General features: G+C 67.1%; 11 protein-coding genes and 3 rRNA genes. 12 read left to right on the top strand and 2 right to left on the bottom strand.

Translation table 11 applies throughout. The features are described from left to right. Positions 1–7: 7 nt before the first annotated feature. The 3 genes from QFZ75_RS21750 to ilvD all read left to right on the top strand — a co-directional run bounded on the left by QFZ75_RS21750 (position 8) and on the right by ilvD (position 3,523). Complete coding sequence (locus QFZ75_RS21750) at positions 8–832, top strand: sugar phosphate isomerase/epimerase (protein WP_307539333.1); 825 nt, start codon at positions 8–10, stop codon at positions 830–832. Then, positions 829–1,443, top strand: coding sequence for a TetR/AcrR family transcriptional regulator (locus QFZ75_RS21755; RefSeq protein WP_307539335.1), 615 nt, complete (start codon positions 829–831; stop codon positions 1,441–1,443). The genes QFZ75_RS21750 and QFZ75_RS21755 overlap by 4 nt, the downstream gene beginning before the upstream one ends. 226 nt (positions 1,444–1,669) lie before the next feature. Continuing rightward, a complete protein-coding gene (gene ilvD / locus QFZ75_RS21760) occupies positions 1,670–3,523 on the top strand; it encodes a dihydroxy-acid dehydratase (RefSeq protein ID WP_307539337.1) in 1,854 nt (617 codons plus the stop codon). A 90-nt stretch (positions 3,524–3,613) separates the two neighbouring features. Here ilvD and QFZ75_RS21765 read toward each other — a convergent pair whose 3' ends face one another. Then, the gene (locus QFZ75_RS21765) at positions 3,614–5,836 is read right to left on the bottom strand and encodes a PQQ-binding-like beta-propeller repeat protein (RefSeq protein ID WP_307539339.1); all 2,223 of its coding nucleotides are present in this window, start codon (positions 5,834–5,836) and stop codon (positions 3,614–3,616) included. 148 nt (positions 5,837–5,984) lie between these two features. On the opposite strand from QFZ75_RS21765, the gene QFZ75_RS21770 reads away from it, so the two are divergent. The 5 genes from QFZ75_RS21770 (at position 5,985) to proC (ending at position 9,800) form a co-directional block, all read left to right on the top strand. Then, positions 5,985–6,299, top strand: coding sequence for a hypothetical protein (locus tag QFZ75_RS21770; protein ID WP_307539341.1), 315 nt, complete (start codon positions 5,985–5,987; stop codon positions 6,297–6,299). Between the two features lie 77 nt (positions 6,300–6,376). Further along, complete coding sequence (locus QFZ75_RS21775; protein WP_307539343.1) at positions 6,377–6,862, top strand: EamA/RhaT family transporter; 486 nt, start codon at positions 6,377–6,379, stop codon at positions 6,860–6,862. Positions 6,863–7,226: 364 nt separating this feature from the next. Beyond that, positions 7,227–8,066, top strand: a complete 840-nt coding sequence (locus QFZ75_RS21780; RefSeq protein ID WP_307539345.1) for an ABC transporter ATP-binding protein — start codon at positions 7,227–7,229, stop codon at positions 8,064–8,066. Continuing rightward, positions 8,063–8,884: an ABC transporter permease gene (locus QFZ75_RS21785; RefSeq protein ID WP_307539347.1), complete on the top strand. Its 822-nt coding sequence runs from the start codon at positions 8,063–8,065 to the stop codon at positions 8,882–8,884. Before QFZ75_RS21780 ends, QFZ75_RS21785 begins: the two co-directional genes overlap by 4 nt. A 106-nt stretch (positions 8,885–8,990) precedes the next feature. Beyond that, positions 8,991–9,800 carry a pyrroline-5-carboxylate reductase gene (gene proC, locus QFZ75_RS21790; RefSeq protein WP_307539349.1) on the top strand — a complete coding sequence of 270 codons (810 nt, stop codon included), beginning with the start codon at positions 8,991–8,993 and terminating at the stop codon, positions 9,798–9,800. 46 nt (positions 9,801–9,846) lie between these two features. Here the strand turns inward: proC and trpS are convergent, their stop codons facing one another. Beyond that, positions 9,847–10,845 (bottom strand): tryptophan--tRNA ligase, encoded by a 999-nt coding sequence (gene trpS, locus QFZ75_RS21795; RefSeq protein WP_307539351.1) that lies wholly within the window; start codon positions 10,843–10,845, stop codon positions 9,847–9,849. A gap of 852 nt (positions 10,846–11,697) precedes the next feature. On the opposite strand from trpS, the gene QFZ75_RS21800 reads away from it, so the two are divergent. From QFZ75_RS21800 to QFZ75_RS21815, 4 genes are all read left to right on the top strand, one after another. Further along, positions 11,698–13,225: ribosomal RNA gene (locus tag QFZ75_RS21800) — 16S ribosomal RNA — on the top strand. A gap of 317 nt (positions 13,226–13,542) precedes the next feature. Continuing rightward, positions 13,543–16,665 (top strand): 23S ribosomal RNA (locus QFZ75_RS21805). A gap of 108 nt (positions 16,666–16,773) precedes the next feature. Continuing rightward, positions 16,774–16,890, top strand: a 5S ribosomal RNA gene (gene rrf / locus QFZ75_RS21810). The 16S, 23S and 5S rRNA genes sit together here, the layout of an rRNA operon. 73 nt (positions 16,891–16,963) lie before the next feature. Continuing rightward, complete coding sequence (locus QFZ75_RS21815; protein WP_307539353.1) at positions 16,964–17,611, top strand: HAD family phosphatase; 648 nt, start codon at positions 16,964–16,966, stop codon at positions 17,609–17,611. Positions 17,612–17,615: the final 4 nt, after the last annotated feature.

The raw sequence follows: 17,615 nt of genomic DNA on the forward strand, positions 1-17,615 counted from the left end.
TGTCCCCGTGGCAGAACCAGTCGTGCGCATCCCGGATGCGAAGGTCGCCCTGTCCACGGCCTCCGTCTATCCGGAGTCGACAGCGACGGCCTTCAAGATCGCCGCGCGCCTCGGCTACGACGGCGTCGAGGTCATGGTGTGGACCGATCCGGTCAGCCAGGACATCGAAGCCCTGCGCCGCCTCAGCGACTACCACGGCGTCCCGATCCTCGCCGTGCACGCCCCCTGCCTGCTCATCACCCAGCGCGTCTGGTCCACCGACCCGTGGACCAAGCTCCAGCGCGCCCGGGCGGCAGCCGAGAGGCTCGGGGCGAGCGCGGTCGTCGTGCACCCCCCGTTCCGCTGGCAGCGCCAGTACTCCCGTGACTTCGTCACCGGAATCTGGCGGATAGCCGACGAGACGGACGTACGGTTCGCCGTCGAGAACATGTACCCCTGGCGCTACCGCGACCGCGAGATGCTCGCCTACGCACCCGACTGGGACGTCACGAAGGACGACTACCGGCACTTCACGATCGACCTGAGCCACACCGCGACGGCCCGCACCGACGCGCTCCAGATGGTCGACCGCATGAGCGACCGCCTGGGCCACGTCCACCTCGCCGACGGCAACGGCTCCAACAAGGACGAGCACCTGGTCCCCGGCCGCGGCACCCAGCCCTGTGCCGAACTGCTCGAACGGCTCGTCCTGTCCGGCTTCGACGGCCACGTCGTCATCGAGGTCAACACCCGCCGGGCCATGTCGAGCGCCGAGCGCGAGGCCGACCTGGCGGAGGCCCTCGCCTTCACCCGCCTCCACCTCGCTTCGGCGGCCCGGATCCCGCGTCCATGACAGCCGCCGCCCCGCGCCGCCGGGGCCGCCCCTCCCGTACGGACTCGGCGGACGGCCCCGCGGCCCGCGACCGCATCCTGGCGGCGGCCCGCGAGGAGTTCGCCGAGCGGGGTTTCGAGAAGACCTCCGTACGCGGCATCGCGAAGACGGCGGACGTGGACGCGGCGCTCGTGCACCACTACTTCGGCACCAAGGAGCAGGTCTTCGAGGCGGCCATCGAGGTCGCCATCGGCCCCCTCCTGAGCGCCCCCGGCTCGGTCGGCGAGGGCCCCCTCGACGGCGTCGGCGAGCGGCTGGCCCGCTTCTTCTTCGGGGTCTGGGAGAACCCGGCCACCCGCGGGGCCCTGCTGGCGATCGTCCGCTCCGCCGTGAACAACGAGACCGCGGCCGGCGTCTTCCGCCGGCTGATCTCCGCCCAGCTGCTGCGCCGCGTCGCCCTCCAGCTGGATCTCCCGGACGCCGAACTGCGCGCCGAACTGGCCGCCGCGCAACTCGTGGGCATCGCCATGCTGCGCTACGTGATCAAGGTGGAACCCCTGGCCTCGGCGGACCCGGAACAGATCATCGCCAGGGTCTCCCCGGTGATCCAGTCCCACCTGACCGCTCCCTGAACCGGGCGGCCCTCCACGGGCGCCCCCGAAGGAGCGCGGGGAACCGCGCCCAGCCCCACCCGACCGTCACCGAACATCAGGTCCCCAGGCCCCGGGCACCCGATCTCCCAGGCCCAGGCACCCGGAACCCGAGACAGCCGTCCCGCATTCCGGACGCCATGTCCGAACCCTGGATGACCGGCGTACGCTCGACGACAGTCAACACTCTCCGAAGGAGCGATCGACGATGCCCGAGCTGAGGTCCCGCACAGTCACCCACGGCCGCAACATGGCGGGCGCACGCGCCCTTATGCGCGCCTCCGGTGTACCGGGCGCGGACATCGGCCGCAAGCCGATCGTCGCGGTCGCCAACTCCTTCACGGAGTTCGTCCCGGGCCACACCCACCTCCAGCCGGTCGGCCGGATCGTCAGCGAGGCCGTCACGGCCGCGGGCGGCATCCCGCGCGAGTTCAACACGATCGCCGTCGACGACGGCATCGCGATGGGCCACGGCGGAATGCTGTACTCCCTGCCGTCCCGCGACCTCATCGCGGACAGCGTGGAGTACATGGTGGAGGCCCACTGCGCCGACGCCCTGATCTGCATCTCCAACTGCGACAAGATCACGCCCGGCATGCTGATGGCCGCCCTGCGCCTGAACATCCCGACGGTCTTCGTCTCCGGCGGCCCCATGGAGTCCGGCCGCGCCACGCTGGTCGACGGCACGGTCCGTACGCTCGACCTGGTCGACGCGATGTCCGAGGCGGCGAACGAGAAGGTCTCGGACGAGGACATCCTCCGTATCGAGGAGAACGCCTGTCCGACCTGCGGGTCCTGTTCCGGCATGTTCACGGCCAACTCCATGAACTGCCTGACCGAGGCCATCGGCCTGTCCCTGCCCGGCAACGGCTCGGTCCTCGCCACGCACACGGCCCGCAAGGGCCTGTACGAGGACGCGGGCCGCACGGTGATGGACATCACCCGCCGGTACTACGAGCAGGACGACGAGTCGGTCCTGCCGCGCAACGTCGCCACGATCGAGGCCTTCGAGAACGCCATGGCCCTCGACATCGCCATGGGCGGCTCGACCAACACGATCCTGCACCTGCTGGCCGCCGCCGAGGAGGGCGGCGTCGCGTTCGGCCTGGACGAGATCAACGCGGTCTCGCGCCGCGTGCCGTGCCTCGCGAAGGTCGCCCCGAACGTGGCGAAGGACCGCACGTACTACATGGAGGACGTGCACCGGGCCGGCGGCATCCCCGCCCTGCTCGGCGAGCTCCACCGCGCGGGCCATCTGAACGAGGACGTGCACTCGGTGCACAGCCCGTCCCTGTCGGACTGGCTCAAGACCTGGGACGTCCGCGCCGGTTCCCCCTCCCCGGAGGCCCTGGAGCTGTGGTTCGCGGCACCCGGCGGCGTCCGCTCGTCCGAGGCCTTCTCCCAGTCCGAGCGCTGGGAGGCCCTCGACACGGACGCGGAGGGCGGCTGCATCCGCTCGGCGGAGCACGCGTACTCCAAGGACGGCGGACTGGCGGTCCTCAAGGGCAACCTCGCCGTCGACGGCTGCGTCGTGAAGACAGCCGGCGTGGACGAGTCGATCTGGACCTTCGAGGGCCCGGCGGTCGTCTGCGAGTCGCAGGAGGAGGCCGTCGACAAGATCCTCAAGAAGGAGATCACGCACGGCGACGTCGTCGTCATCCGCTACGAGGGCCCCAAGGGCGGCCCCGGCATGCAGGAGATGCTCTACCCGACCTCCTTCCTCAAGGGCCGCGGTCTGGGCAAGACCTGCGCCCTGGTCACCGACGGCCGCTTCTCCGGCGGCACCTCGGGCCTGTCCATCGGGCACGCGTCGCCCGAGGCGGCGTCCGGCGGCACCATCGCCCTGGTCCGCGACGGCGACCGCATCCGCATCGACATCCCGAACCGCAGCATCGAGCTGCTGGTCGCCGACGAGGAACTGGCCGCCCGCCGCGAGGCCCTCGGCGGTGTGTACGCACCGGTCGCCCGCGAGCGCAAGGTCTCGGCCGCCCTGCGCGCGTACGCCGCGATGGCCACCAGCGCCGACCGGGGCGCGGTCCGCGACGTCTCCAAGCTCGGCTGACCCGACTCCGCCCCACCGCGTACGCGAACCCGCCCGGTCCTCACCACCGGGCGGGTTCGTCGTTCGTGGAGCTCACCAGTCGCGTGGAGCTCACCAGCCGGCGGGCCTGCGGGCGTCCACGGCGAAGACGCTGCCGTCGGGTGCGCCGGCGAAGACCTCGCCGTCCATGACCACCGGCCGGGGCAGTTCCGCCACGACCCGTGCCGTGTCGCCGCCGAGCCGGGGGCGGGTCTGGCCCAGCGGTTCACCGCGGCGGGCGTCCGTGGCGAGCAGACGGCCGTCGGGAGCGGTGACGTACACGCGGCCGCCCGACACCACGGGCCGCGACGGACGGCTGACCGACGTCTCCAGGCGCCACAGCTCGGCGCCCACCCCGTTCTTCCCGGCCCGGCGCGTGTCGACGGCCACGAGCGAGCCGCCCACGTCGCTCAGGTACGCGACGCCACCGCTCTGCGCGGCGGACGCCCGGTCGAGCGGGGTCGGCAGGGACACCCGGCGGGCGCTGCGCTTTCCGCTGTCGAACCGGACGATCGCGTCGACCAGCTGGTCGGCATTGGTCGACAGCAGGTACAGGGCTCCGTCCGGCGCGGAGAACGGGCTCAGGTTCCCGGCCGCAGACCTCGTCCACAGCACGGTGCCGCCCTCCACGGACACCGCGCTGACCTGCGTGGCGGTCCCGTCGGCGGAGGGCGTCACCGCGTAGAGGACGCCCGGACCGGACCTGGTCCCGGCCGGACCGCCGATCCACTGGGTGCCGACACCGCCGATCCGCGTGCTCCAGCGCTCCCCGCCCGTCGCACTGTCCAGCGCCCGCACGGTGCCGTGCCCACCGACGAGGAGTGTGGTGTCGGCGCTGTGCACGACGGCGGCGTACGCGGAGATGTCGGCCTCCCAGCTCTGCGTGCCCGACCGGGGGTCGACCGCTGTGAGCCGGCTGCCGCTCGTGAGGTGCAGCAGACCGCCGGACAGCTCGGGCGGCGTCTTGGCCCCCGCCGAGCCACCACCGTCACCCTCACCCTCTCCTTTGTACGACCACAGGACCCGGCCGTTCGAGGGATCGAGCCGCGCTGCCGGAACCCCCGGGGCCGAGCAGTAGAGGGCGCCCCCACCCGAAGTGCAGACGGGCGGCACGGCACCGGCGCCGTCGCCCTGCGTGCCGCCGAGAACCGTGCTCCACGGCCGGAAGGTCCCGGGGCTCGCCTCGGCGGGACCGGCCGTGGTCGTCCCGGCCGAGGTCAGCTCCCGTACGCCGAACGCGCCCCCGGCGGCCAGTACGAGCGTGACGCCGACCACCGTGACCCGCCCGGGACGCCGACGGACCCACGAGGAAGCGGCCGGTCGCGACCTCGATCCCGATCCTGATCCCGACCCCGGTTCTGATTCCGGTTCCGGTTCCGGTTCCGTCCGCGGTTGCGGTCCCGCACCGATGTGCGTCTCGTCCGGGGAGCGCCGCTGGGCGGGGATGCGGGGCCTGGGCGCCGACGCGGGCACCGGCTGCCGCAGGGCGTCCATCACCTCGGCGGGCAGCGGCCGTTCGGCCGGATCCTTCGCGAGGCAGCGCAGGATCAGCGGTACCAGGTCGTCCGGGACGCCCGCGAGATCCGGTTCGTTGTGCACCACCTGGTACGCCACGACGTACGGGCTGTTGGAGTCGAAGGGGCCGCGGCCCGTCGCCGCGTGGGCCAGCACCGCGCCCATCGCGAACACGTCCGCGGCCGGTCCGACCTCCCGCGGCCGCTGGAACTGCTCGGGCGCCATGAAGGGCGGCGAACCGATCAGCTTCCCGGTCTCCGTACGCACATCACTGTCCGTCGGCCGCGAGATGCCGAAGTCGATGACCTTGGGGCCGTCGGGCGCGAGCAGGACGTTGCTCGGCTTGAGATCGCGGTGGACCACACCTGCCCGGTGGATGTCGCGCAGTGCCTCGGCCAGACCGGCCCCGAGCCTGCGCACCTCGGCGGCCTCCATCGCACCGTTCCGCTTCACCTGCTCGGCGAGCGTGGGACCGGGGATGAACAGCGTTGCCATCCACGGCAGCGTGGCATGGGGATCCGCGTCCACCACGGGGGCGGTGAAGGCTCCGCTCACCCGCCGGGCGGCGCTCACCTCCTGCCGGAAGCGGGCCCTGAACTCGGGATCCGCCGCATGCTCGCCATGCACGACCTTGATCGCGAGACGCAGGCCGGAGGCGGACGTCGCGAGGTGCACCACACCCATGCCACCCGCACCCAGGCAGGATTCGAGGCGGTACTGCCCGGCATAGTCCGGGTGTTCCGCTTCCTGTCCGGGTCCGAAGCTGCGCAGCGGGGCCATGGCCCACCCCCGTGTCTGTGTCCGCCGAGCGACGCACGGAGCCTAGTCGATGGTGCGTGCGATGTCGGACGTGCTTGCTAGCCTGCGCGGGTCGCGGGCGGAATCCGTGGCAGCGGTTACAGGAAGTACATCAACGGGGGTGGCAGCGATGGCTGTTGAGGAAGGTACGAGAACGGTCGACGACGCGGTCGACAGCGCGGCGGAGGGGGCGGTGGCGGTCCGCTACTCGGTGGCGGAGGGCATCCGCCTGAACGTCCGCAGCGGGCCGGGCACGCAGTACCAGCTCATCAAGGCGCTGGCACTCGGCGCCCGGGTGCCGATCAACTGCCAGAAGCCCGGCGAGTGGGTGAGCGGCACGTACGGCACGACGAACCTCTGGGACAACATCGCCAACGGCGAGTACGTCTCGGACGCGTACGTCCACACGGGCAGCGACGGGTACGTGGCGGCGCGCTGCGCCTGACGCCCCGGCCGACCGGCCCTCGCGGCCCACGGGGTAAGCAGCCCGTGGGCCGCGAGGGCTGAGGCGATAATCGAGCGGTGAGCGACGAAGCAGGCACCACCGCAGCCACTACCGCGGGCGCCACCGCAGGCCCCCGCCCCGAACCGATCCGCTTCTTCGGAACGACCTGGGTGGACCATGACGGCGGCTACGCGGTCCGCCGTGCCGCCGCGGCCGTCGGCGCACTCGCCGTGATCGTGGCCGGCTGCCTGGTCCTCCGCTTCGCGTACGAGGGTCTGGAGATCGCAGCCGTGGGCGGCTTCGTCACCGTCCTCGTGGTGACGATGTTCGCCGTCTGCAGCGCGCTCGCGTTCCGCCACACCTGGGCGGGTTATGCGCAGCGCCCGGCCCCGGACACGCAGTCCTCCCTGCGCGGCCTGCTGGCCATCGGTTTCATCGGCACCCTCACCGCGTACTTCTTCCGCGCCCTGACGGAAGCCCCGGGCGAACACCTGCACCGCACCGAGTACGAGACGGCCCGCGCCGCGTACAACCGCCGAGCGCCCCGCCGCAGAGGACGCTGAGGCCGACCCACCCCCACCGGTCGGGGCGCACGGAAAGCCCCGGTGCTTTCAAGGGGCGCGGGGAACTGCGCGCTCAGCCACAGCCCACCCGGCCCATCCCAAACCGGCGGCAGCCACGACGGCCCCATGACCGACTCCTCCTCACCTACCCCCAGCCCTGGCCCTCAGGTGGGGTGGAACACCGCCGTCCGTGATGTGCCCTGGCAGGACGAGCAGAGCCGGCACGTGGAGGAGCTCATCGGCGGTGACGTCGCCGAGAAGCGGGCCTCGGGCCTCCGGGCCCACGCGGAGGACGTCTTCGCGGAAGCCCCGTACGCGCCGCGCGGGCTTGACGACCCCACGACCCGGGCGCAATATTCATCACATGATGAATATAGCGTCGGGCCCACCCGACCCCGCATCACCGGCCCCCGACCCCACACCACCGACCACCGACCACCCGGCGGTCCACGCCGTCGGCCTCACCGTCCTCCGCGGCCCCCGCCAGGTCCTGCGCGGCATCGACTTCGACGTCCCCCGCGGCCGTATCACCGGCCTGCTCGGCCCCTCCGGCTGCGGCAAGTCCACCCTCATGCGGTCGATCGTCGGCACCCAGGCCAAGGTCACCGGCACCCTGGACGTCCTCGGCCTCCCCGCCGGAGACCCCGCCCTCCGCTCCCGCATCGGTTACGTCACCCAGGCCCCCTCCGTCTACGACGACCTGTCGGTCCGCCAGAACCTCGACTACTTCGCCGCGATCCTCGACCCCGGCCGCGCGGCCGCCGACCGCCGCCACGAGAGCGTCACCCGCGCCATCTCCGACGTCGACCTCGCCACCCACGCCGACGCCCTCGCGGGCAACCTCTCCGGCGGCCAGCGCAACCGCGTCTCCCTCGCCGCGGCCCTCCTCGGCACCCCGGAGCTCCTCGTCCTCGACGAACCCACGGTCGGCCTCGATCCCGTACTCCGCCGCGACCTCTGGCAGCTCTTCCACGCCATCGCCGCCGACCGGGGCGCCACCCTCCTCGTCTCCTCCCACGTCATGGACGAGGCCGAGCGCTGCCACCGCCTGCTCCTGATGCGCGAGGGCGAAATCCTCGCCGGGGGCACCCCGGACGCCCTGCGCACCCGTACCGGCACCGACACCGTCGAGGCCGCCTTCCTCCACCTGGTCGACGAAGCGATCGCGGCCGGCGACCGGCCGCACAAGGAGACCCTCCGATGAACACGACCAGCACCTCAGATACCTCAGGTACCCCACGTACGAGTCCGGCCACACCGGGCTCACCGGCCGAGCCGCGCGCCTTCGGCCTCGCGCGCACCACCGCCACCGCGACCCGGGTCCTGCGCCAGCTCCGCCACGACCCGCGCACGATCGCGCTGATGATCCTCATCCCGTGCGTGATGCTCCTGCTGCTCCGCTACGTCTTCGACGGCAGCCCGCGCACCTTCGACTCCATCGGCGCCTCGCTGCTCGGCGTCTTCCCCCTCATCACGATGTTCCTGGTGACCTCCATCGCCACCCTGCGCGAACGCACCTCCGGCACCCTGGAACGCCTCCTCGCCATGCCCCTCGGCAAGGCCGACCTCATCGCCGGCTACGCCCTCGCCTTCGGGGCGATCGCCGTCGTCCAGTCCGTCCTCGCCACCGGCCTCGCCGTCTGGGTCCTGGGCCTCGACGTCACCGGCTCGGCCTGGCTGCTCCTCCTGGTCGCGCTGTTCGACGCCCTGCTCGGCACCGCTCTGGGCCTCTTCGTCTCGGCGTTCGCGTCCTCCGAGTTCCAGGCCGTCCAGTTCATGCCGGCCGTGATCTTCCCCCAGCTCCTCCTCTGCGGCCTGTTCACCCCGCGCTCCGACATGCACCCCGTACTGGAGGGCATCTCCGACGTCCTGCCCATGTCGTACGCCGTCGACGGCATGAACGAGGTCCTCCAGCACACCGACGTCACCGCCGCCTTCGTCCGCGACACCCTGATCGTCGCGGCCTGCGCCCTCCTCGTCCTGATCCTCGGCGCGGCCACCCTCCGCCGCCGCACCGCCTGACTCCGGACAGCCCCGCCCGCGTCCCGCCCAGCGGACAACGCAGCCCGCTCCCGTACCCCGGTGCGAGGATGGGCCCCGGACGACGTACCCCGGAGGGCAACCGAACATGAGCCAGAAAGTCGCGGTGCTCGGCACCGGCAAGATCGGCGAGGCCCTGCTCAGCGGAATGATCCGAGCGGGCTGGGCGCCCACCGACCTCCTGGTCACCGCTCGCCGCCCGGAGCGCGCCAGGGAACTCCAGGAGCGCCACGGCGTCACCGCCGTCACCAACCAGGAGGCCGCCAAGACGGCGGACACCCTGATCCTCACGGTCAAGCCCCAGGACATGGGCACCCTGCTCGACGAACTCGCCGCGCACGTCCCCGCCGGCCGCCTGATCATCAGCGGCGCCGCGGGCATCCCCACCGCCTTCTTCGAGGAGCGCCTCGCCCAGGGCACCCCGGTCGTCCGGGTCATGACGAACACCCCCGCCCTCGTCGACGAGGCCATGTCCGTCATCTCCGCCGGCAGCCACGCCACCGCCGAGCACCTCGCCCACGCCGAGGAGATCTTCGGCGCCGTCGGCAAGACGCTCCGCGTCCCCGAGTCCCAGCAGGACGCCTGCACCGCCCTCTCCGGCTCGGGCCCGGCGTACTTCTTCTACCTGGTCGAGGCCATGACCGACGCGGGCATCCTGCTCGGCCTGCCCCGCGACAAGGCCCACGACCTGATCGTCCAGTCCGCGATCGGCGCCGCCGTGATGCTCCGCGACAGCGGCGAGCACCCCGTGAAGCTCCGCGAGAACGTCACGTCCCCCGCGGGCACCACGATCAACGCCATCCGCGAGCTCGAGAACCACGGCGTACGCGCCGCCCTCATCGCCGCCCTGGAGGCGGCCCGCGACCGCAGCCGCGAACTGGCCTCCGGCAACAGCTAGAGGCCCCGGGGCCGGACCAGCCTCCGGCCCCCCGCCCCGCCGCTCCTCACTCCGCAGGCAGCAGCCCGATCGCCCGGTACGCCGCGTCCACCCTCGGCCTCGCCATCCCCCTGGCCTTCTCGGCACCCTCGCGCAGCACCTTCTCCACGTACGCGGAATCGGCGCACAGCTCCCGGTGCCTGCGCCGTACGGGGTCGAGGAGTTCCACCACGGCGTCGGCGGTGTCCTTCTTCAGCGCTCCGTACGTCTGGTACGCGCCGGCCAGTTCGTCCGGGTTCCCGTCCGTGCAGGCCGCGAGGATCTCCAGCAGGTTCGAGACCCCGGGCCGGGCCTCCCGGTCGTGGACGACGTCCGACCCGCTGTCGGTCACGGCCCGCATGATCTTCTTCCGGACGGCCTCGGGCTCGTCGAGCAGATAGACGATCCCCGGCCCCGCGTCGTCGGACTTCCCCATCTTCGACGTCGGGTCCTGCAGGTTCATGACCCGCGCCGCCACCTCCGGATGCGTGGTCCGCGGCACCACGAACGTCTGCCCGTACCGCTGGTTGAACCGCACCGCCAGGTCCCGCGTCAGCTCCACGTGCTGCGCCTGGTCGTCCCCCACCGGCACCTCGTCGGTCCCGTACGCCAGAATGTCCGCCGCCATCAGCACGGGGTACGTCAGCAGCGACAGCCGCACACTCCCGCCCCGCGCCCGCTCGGCCGCCGCCTTCTCCTTGTACTGGATCATCCGGCGCATCTCGCCGTCGGTCGCCACGCACTCGAGCAGGTACGACAGCCGCGCGTGCTCATCGACATGACTCTGTACGAAGACGGTGCACAGCTTCGGATCGAGCCCCGCGGCCAGCAGCAGGGTGGCCGCCTGCCGGCTGAGCCTGCGCACGCGTCCGGGATCGTGGTCCACGGTCAGGGCGTGCAGGTCGACGACACAGAACAGCGCGTCGGCCCCGTGCTGGTCGACCTCGCTCCAGCGCCGCATCGCCCCCAGGTAGTTGCCCAGGGTCAGATGCCCGGTCGGCTTGATCCCGCTGAAGACCCTCTTCATTCCGCTACCTCCTGGTCGAGGCCGCCACCACCGCCGGCCGGCGCCCCGGGGAGGAACGAAAACGGCCGCCGAGGCGGCGGCCGTTGGGTACACGCGTATGTACGGCCGCCGTCAGGCGGCCCACCACAGCTGGGTGCACGCGTGCGTAGTCATGGCCCCGAGCGTACGCCTCCGGGGTGGACCCCGACAGCAGGTTGACACGCCCGGGCCCGCTACGTAGTGTTCTCCGAGTTGTCCGACGTGAGCGCCGACTTCGGTTGGTCCCCGGACAGCCATTCCGCAACAAGCACACAGCGATCGACGATCCGTCGTCGGCTCGTTTTCACGCGTGTTTGCGAAATGAGGAATCCACGTTCGAAAGGGCGCGACCCCGATTAGCTCGGGGGCCGGGATTCCGCTAAAGTCTCACTCGTCGGAACGGCCCAACAGCCGCGAGGACAACCCACTTCGACTGGGAATCGGGTCCGAGAGGATCTGGTAGAGTCGGAACCGCCGGAAAGGGAAACGCGAAAGCGAAAACCTGGAAAGCGCCGAGGAAATCGGAACCGGAAACGGTCTGATAGAGTCGGAAACGCAAGACAGCAAGACCGAAGGGAAAAGCCCGGAGGAAAGCCCGAGAGGGTGAGTACAAAGGAAGCGTCCGTTCCTTGAGAACTCAACAGCGTGCCAAAAATCAACGCCAGATATGTTGATACCCCGTCCGTCACCGTTTGGTGGCGGGTGGAGGTTCCTTTGAAAAAGTCCTGCCGGGTTAACGCCTGGTAGGCGCATCAGCGAGGACGCTGTGAACAGTCTTCCTTATTCCGGTCGACTGTTCCGCTCTCATGGTGTTGTCCCGATTACGGGAAAACATTCACGGAGAGTTTGATCCTGGCTCAGGACGAACGCTGGCGGCGTGCTTAACACATGCAAGTCGAACGATGAACCACTTCGGTGGGGATTAGTGGCGAACGGGTGAGTAACACGTGGGCAATCTGCCCTTCACTCTGGGACAAGCCCTGGAAACGGGGTCTAATACCGGATGATACTTCCACTCGCATGGGTGGGGGTTGAAAGCTCCGGCGGTGAAGGATGAGCCCGCGGCCTATCAGCTTGTTGGTGAGGTAGTGGCTCACCAAGGCGACGACGGGTAGCCGGCCTGAGAGGGCGACCGGCCACACTGGGACTGAGACACGGCCCAGACTCCTACGGGAGGCAGCAGTGGGGAATATTGCACAATGGGCGAAAGCCTGATGCAGCGACGCCGCGTGAGGGATGACGGCCTTCGGGTTGTAAACCTCTTTCAGCAGGGAAGAAGCGAAAGTGACGGTACCTGCAGAAGAAGCGCCGGCTAACTACGTGCCAGCAGCCGCGGTAATACGTAGGGCGCAAGCGTTGTCCGGAATTATTGGGCGTAAAGAGCTCGTAGGCGGTCTGTCGCGTCGGATGTGAAAGCCCGGGGCTTAACCCCGGGTCTGCATACGATACGGGCAGACTAGAGTGTGGTAGGGGAGATCGGAATTCCTGGTGTAGCGGTGAAATGCGCAGATATCAGGAGGAACACCGGTGGCGAAGGCGGATCTCTGGGCCATTACTGACGCTGAGGAGCGAAAGCGTGGGGAGCGAACAGGATTAGATACCCTGGTAGTCCACGCCGTAAACGGTGGGAACTAGGTGTTGGCGACATTCCACGTCGTCGGTGCCGCAGCTAACGCATTAAGTTCCCCGCCTGGGGAGTACGGCCGCAAGGCTAAAACTCAAAGGAATTGACGGGGGCCCGCACAAGCAGCGGAGCATGTGGCTTAATTCGACGCAACGCGAAGAACCTTACCAAGGCTTGACATCGCCCGGAAAGCCGTAGAGATACGGCCCCCCTTGTGGTCGGGTGACAGGTGGTGCATGGCTGTCGTCAGCTCGTGTCGTGAGATGTTGGGTTAAGTCCCGCAACGAGCGCAACCCTTGTTCTGTGTTGCCAGCATGCCCTTCGGGGTGATGGGGACTCACAGGAGACTGCCGGGGTCAACTCGGAGGAAGGTGGGGACGACGTCAAGTCATCATGCCCCTTATGTCTTGGGCTGCACACGTGCTACAATGGCAGGTACAATGAGCTGCGATACCGCAAGGTGGAGCGAATCTCAAAAAGCCTGTCTCAGTTCGGATTGGGGTCTGCAACTCGACCCCATGAAGTCGGAGTTGCTAGTAATCGCAGATCAGCATTGCTGCGGTGAATACGTTCCCGGGCCTTGTACACACCGCCCGTCACGTCACGAAAGTCGGTAACACCCGAAGCCGGTGGCCCAACCCCCTTGTGGGGAGGGAGCTGTCGAAGGTGGGACTGGCGATTGGGACGAAGTCGTAACAAGGTAGCCGTACCGGAAGGTGCGGCTGGATCACCTCCTTTCTAAGGAGCATTTCTTGGCCGGCAGGTTTACCTGACGGTCCAGAGGCCAGTTCATCGGCGAATGTCCGGTGCTGGTTGCTCAAGGGTGGAACGTTGATTATTCGGCATTCTCAGTCTGCTCAGGCTGCAAGTACTGTCCTTCGGGGCGTGGAAAGCTGATCTGGGGGTCGGGGGTGTCGGGCACGCTGTTGGGTGTCTGAAGGTACGGCCGTACATGGTCGTCCTTCGGTGCCGGCCCCAGTGCACTCGCCTGTAAGGGTGGGGTGATGGGTGGTTGGTCGTTGTTTGAGAACTGCACAGTGGACGCGAGCATCTGTGGCCAAGTTTTTAAGGGCGCACGGTGGATGCCTTGGTACCAGGAACCGATGAAGGACGTGGGAGGCCACGATAGTCCCCGGGGAGCCGTCAACCAGGCTTTGATCCGGGGGTTTCCGAATGGGGAAACCCGGCAGTCGTCATGGGCTGTCACCCACATCTGAACACATAGGGTGTGTGGAGGGAACGCGGGGAAGTGAAACATCTCAGTACCCGCAGGAAGAGAAAACAACCGTGATTCCGGGAGTAGTGGCGAGCGAAACCGGATGAGGCCAAACCGTATGTGTGTGAGACCCGGCAGGGGTTGCGCATACGGGGTTGTGGGATCTCTCTTTCACAGTCTGCCGGCTGTGAGACGAGTCAGAAACCGTTGGTGTAGGCGAAGGACATGCGAAAGGTCCGGCGTAGAGGGTAAGACCCCCGTAGTCGAAACATCAACGGCTCGTTTGAGAGACACCCAAGTAGCACGGGGCCCGAGAAATCCCGTGTGAATCTGGCGGGACCACCCGCTAAGCCTAAATATTCCCTGGTGACCGATAGCGGATAGTACCGTGAGGGAATGGTGAAAAGTACCGCGGGAGCGGAGTGAAATAGTACCTGAAACCGTGTGCCTACAAGCCGTGGGAGCGTCGCTCACAGAGTTTACTCTGTGGGTCGTGACTGCGTGCCTTTTGAAGAATGAGCCTGCGAGTTTGCGGTGTGTTGCGAGGTTAACCCGTGTGGGGAAGCCGTAGCGAAAGCGAGTCCGAATAGGGCGATTCAGTAGCGCGCTCAAGACCCGAAGCGGAGTGATCTAGCCATGGGCAGGTTGAAGCGGCTGTAAGAGGTCGTGGAGGACCGAACCCACCAGGGTTGAAAACCTGGGGGATGACCTGTGGTTAGGGGTGAAAGGCCAATCAAACTCCGTGATAGCTGGTTCTCCCCGAAATGCATTTAGGTGCAGCGTCGTGTGTTTCTTGCCGGAGGTAGAGCACTGGATAGGCGATGGGCCCTACCGGGTTACTGACCTTAGCCAAACTCCGAATGCCGGTAAGTGAGAGCACGGCAGTGAGACTGTGGGGGATAAGCTCCATGGTCGAGAGGGAAACAGCCCAGAGCATCGACTAAGGCCCCTAAGCGTACGCTAAGTGGGAAAGGATGTGGAGTCGCACAGACAACCAGGAGGTTGGCTTAGAAGCAGCCACCCTTGAAAGAGTGCGTAATAGCTCACTGGTCTAGTGATTCCGCGCCGACAATGTAGCGGGGCTCAAGCGTACCGCCGAAGTCGTGTCATTTCAGCAATAGGGCCAACGCCTGCTGGGATGGGTAGGGGAGCGTCGTGTGCCGGGTGAAGCCGCAGCGGAAGCTAGTGGTGGACGGTTCACGAGTGAGAATGCAGGCATGAGTAGCGATACACACGTGAGAAACGTGTGCGCCGATTGACTAAGGGTTCCTGGGTCAAGCTGATCTGCCCAGGGTAAGTCGGGACCTAAGGCGAGGCCGACAGGCGTAGTCGATGGATAACCGGTTGATATTCCGGTACCCGCTGTGAAGCGTCAAATATCGAACCAGGCGATGCTAAGTCCGTGAAGCCGTTCCGGACCCTTCGGGGAAAGGAAAGTGGTGGAGCCGACGGTCCAGACCTGTAGTAGGTAAGTGATGGGGTGACGCAGGAAGGTAGTCCATCCCGGGCGGTGGTTGTCCCGGGGTAAGGGTGTAGGGCGTTGTCCAGGTAAATCCGGACAGCACATAGCCTGAGACCTGATGCCGAGCCGATTGTGGTGAAGTGGATGATCCTATGCTGTCGAGAAAAGCCTCTAGCGAGTTTCATGGCGGCCCGTACCCTAAACCGACTCAGGTGGTCAGGTAGAGAATACCGAGGCGTTCGGGTGAACTATGGTTAAGGAACTCGGCAAAATGCCCCCGTAACTTCGGGAGAAGGGGGGCCATCACTGGTGAGAGCACTTGCTGCTTGAGCTGGGGGTGGCCGCAGAGACCAGCGAGAAGCGACTGTTTACTAAAAACACAGGTCCGTGCGAAGCCGTAAGGCGATGTATACGGACTGACGCCTGCCCGGTGCTGGAACGTTAAGGGGACCGGTTAGTGCACTTTCGGGTGTGCGAAGCTGAGAACTTAAGCGCCAGTAAACGGCGGTGGTAACTATAACCATCCTAAGGTAGCGAAATTCCTTGTCGGGTAAGTTCCGACCTGCACGAATGGCGTAACGACTTCTCGACTGTCTCAACCATAGGCCCGGTGAAATTGCACTACGAGTAAAGATGCTCGTTTCGCGCAGCAGGACGGAAAGACCCCGGGACCTTTACTATAGTTTGATATTGGTGTTCGGTTCGGCTTGTGTAGGATAGCTGGGAGACTGTGAAGTGCGGGCGCCAGCCCGTGTGGAGTCGTCGTTGAAATACCAGTCTGGTCGTGCTGGATGTCTAACCTGGGTCCGTGATCCGGATCAGGGACAGTGTCTGATGGGTAGTTTAACTGGGGCGGTTGCCTCCTAAAGAGTAACGGAGGCGCCCAAAGGTTCCCTCAGCCTGGTTGGCAATCAGGTGTTGAGTGTAAGTGCACAAGGGAGCTTGACTGTGAGACCGACGGGTCGAGCAGGGACGAAAGTCGGGACTAGTGATCCGGCGGTGGCTTGTGGAAGCGCCGTCGCTCAACGGATAAAAGGTACCCCGGGGATAACAGGCTGATCTTCCCCAAGAGTCCATATCGACGGGATGGTTTGGCACCTCGATGTCGGCTCGTCGCATCCTGGGGCTGGAGTCGGTCCCAAGGGTTGGGCTGTTCGCCCATTAAAGCGGTACGCGAGCTGGGTTTAGAACGTCGTGAGACAGTTCGGTCCCTATCCGCTGTGCGCGTAGGAATATTGAGAAGGGCTGTCCCTAGTACGAGAGGACCGGGACGGACGAACCTCTGGTGTGCCAGTTGTCCTGCCAAGGGCATGGCTGGTTGGCTACGTTCGGGAGGGATAACCGCTGAAAGCATCTAAGCGGGAAGCCTGCTTCGAGATGAGTATTCCCACCAACTTGATTGGTTAAGGCTCCCAGTAGACGACTGGGTTGATAGGCCGGATGTGGAAGCCCTGCAAGGGGTGGAGCTGACCGGTACTAATAGGCCGAGGGCTTGTCCTCAGTTGCTCGCGTCCACTGTGTTGGTTCTGAAACCACGAACAACCCCATACCCCTTTGTCTGGCCACGGGGGGTGTGGTGCGGGTGTTTGAATCAGAGTTTCAAAGTGTTTCGGTGGTCATAGCGTGAGGGAAACGCCCGGTTACATTCCGAACCCGGAAGCTAAGCCTCACAGCGCCGATGGTACTGCAGGGGGGACCCTGTGGGAGAGTAGGACGCCGCCGAACAAATATTACGAGAAAGCCCCCGCACTTCGGTGCGGGGGCTTTTTTGCGTTTCGGGTCGCTTAGGGTTTTCGATATGCGCTATGACCTGGTGATCTTCGACAACGACGGCGTCCTGGTGGACAGTGAGCCGATCTCCAACACCCTTCTCGCCGCATATCTGACCGAGCTCGGGCACCCCACCTCGTACGAGGACTCCCTGCGCGACTACATGGGGGCCGCCATGCACCGCGTGCACGACCTGGTCGGGGAGCGGACCGGGCAGCGGTTGCCCGCCGACTTCGACGATGTCTTCCACGGGCGCGTCTTCGCCGCGTTCGAGCGGGAGCTGCAGCCGGTGCCAGGAGCCCAGGAGGTCCTGGAGAAGCTGGCCGCGGACGGCGTTCCGTACTGCGTGGCGTCGTCCGGGAGCCATGAGCGGATCCGGGTCGGGCACCGCACGACCGGGCTGGACCGGTGGTTCGACGACGGCCGCATCTTCAGCTCGCAGGACGTGGGGCGCGGCAAGCCGGCCCCGGACCTGTTCCTGTACGCGGCCGAGCGGATGGGCGTGGCCCCGCAGAAGTGCCTCGTCGTGGAGGACAGCCCGCTCGGCGTGCAGGCGGCCCGGGCGGCCGGCATGGACGTGTACGGCTTCACCGCGATGACACCGGCCGAGCGGCTGGCGGGGGCGGACCGGCTCTTCGCGGAGATGAGCGAACTGCTGGGACTCCTCCAGAACTGACATC

Source organism: Streptomyces sp. V3I8, assembly GCF_030817535.1.
In the GTDB taxonomy this organism is placed as follows: domain Bacteria; phylum Actinomycetota; class Actinomycetes; order Streptomycetales; family Streptomycetaceae; genus Streptomyces.

What these genes read in the sequence shown, in the direction of transcription:
- QFZ75_RS21780 (WP_307539345.1), top strand. Translation starts at nt 7,227, where the DNA reads ATGATGAATATAGCGTCGGGCCCACCCGACCCCGCATCACCGGCCCCC.
- QFZ75_RS21815 (WP_307539353.1), top strand. Translation starts at nt 16,964, where the DNA reads ATGCGCTATGACCTGGTGATCTTCGACAACGACGGCGTCCTGGTGGAC.
- ilvD (WP_307539337.1), top strand. Translation starts at nt 1,670, where the DNA reads ATGCCCGAGCTGAGGTCCCGCACAGTCACCCACGGCCGCAACATGGCG.
- QFZ75_RS21755 (WP_307539335.1), top strand. Translation starts at nt 829, where the DNA reads ATGACAGCCGCCGCCCCGCGCCGCCGGGGCCGCCCCTCCCGTACGGAC.
- QFZ75_RS21785 (WP_307539347.1), top strand. Translation starts at nt 8,063, where the DNA reads ATGAACACGACCAGCACCTCAGATACCTCAGGTACCCCACGTACGAGT.
- trpS (WP_307539351.1), bottom strand. Translation starts at nt 10,845, where the DNA reads ATGAAGAGGGTCTTCAGCGGGATCAAGCCGACCGGGCATCTGACCCTG.
- proC (WP_307539349.1), top strand. Translation starts at nt 8,991, where the DNA reads ATGAGCCAGAAAGTCGCGGTGCTCGGCACCGGCAAGATCGGCGAGGCC.
- QFZ75_RS21765 (WP_307539339.1), bottom strand. Translation starts at nt 5,836, where the DNA reads ATGGCCCCGCTGCGCAGCTTCGGACCCGGACAGGAAGCGGAACACCCG.
- QFZ75_RS21770 (WP_307539341.1), top strand. Translation starts at nt 5,985, where the DNA reads ATGGCTGTTGAGGAAGGTACGAGAACGGTCGACGACGCGGTCGACAGC.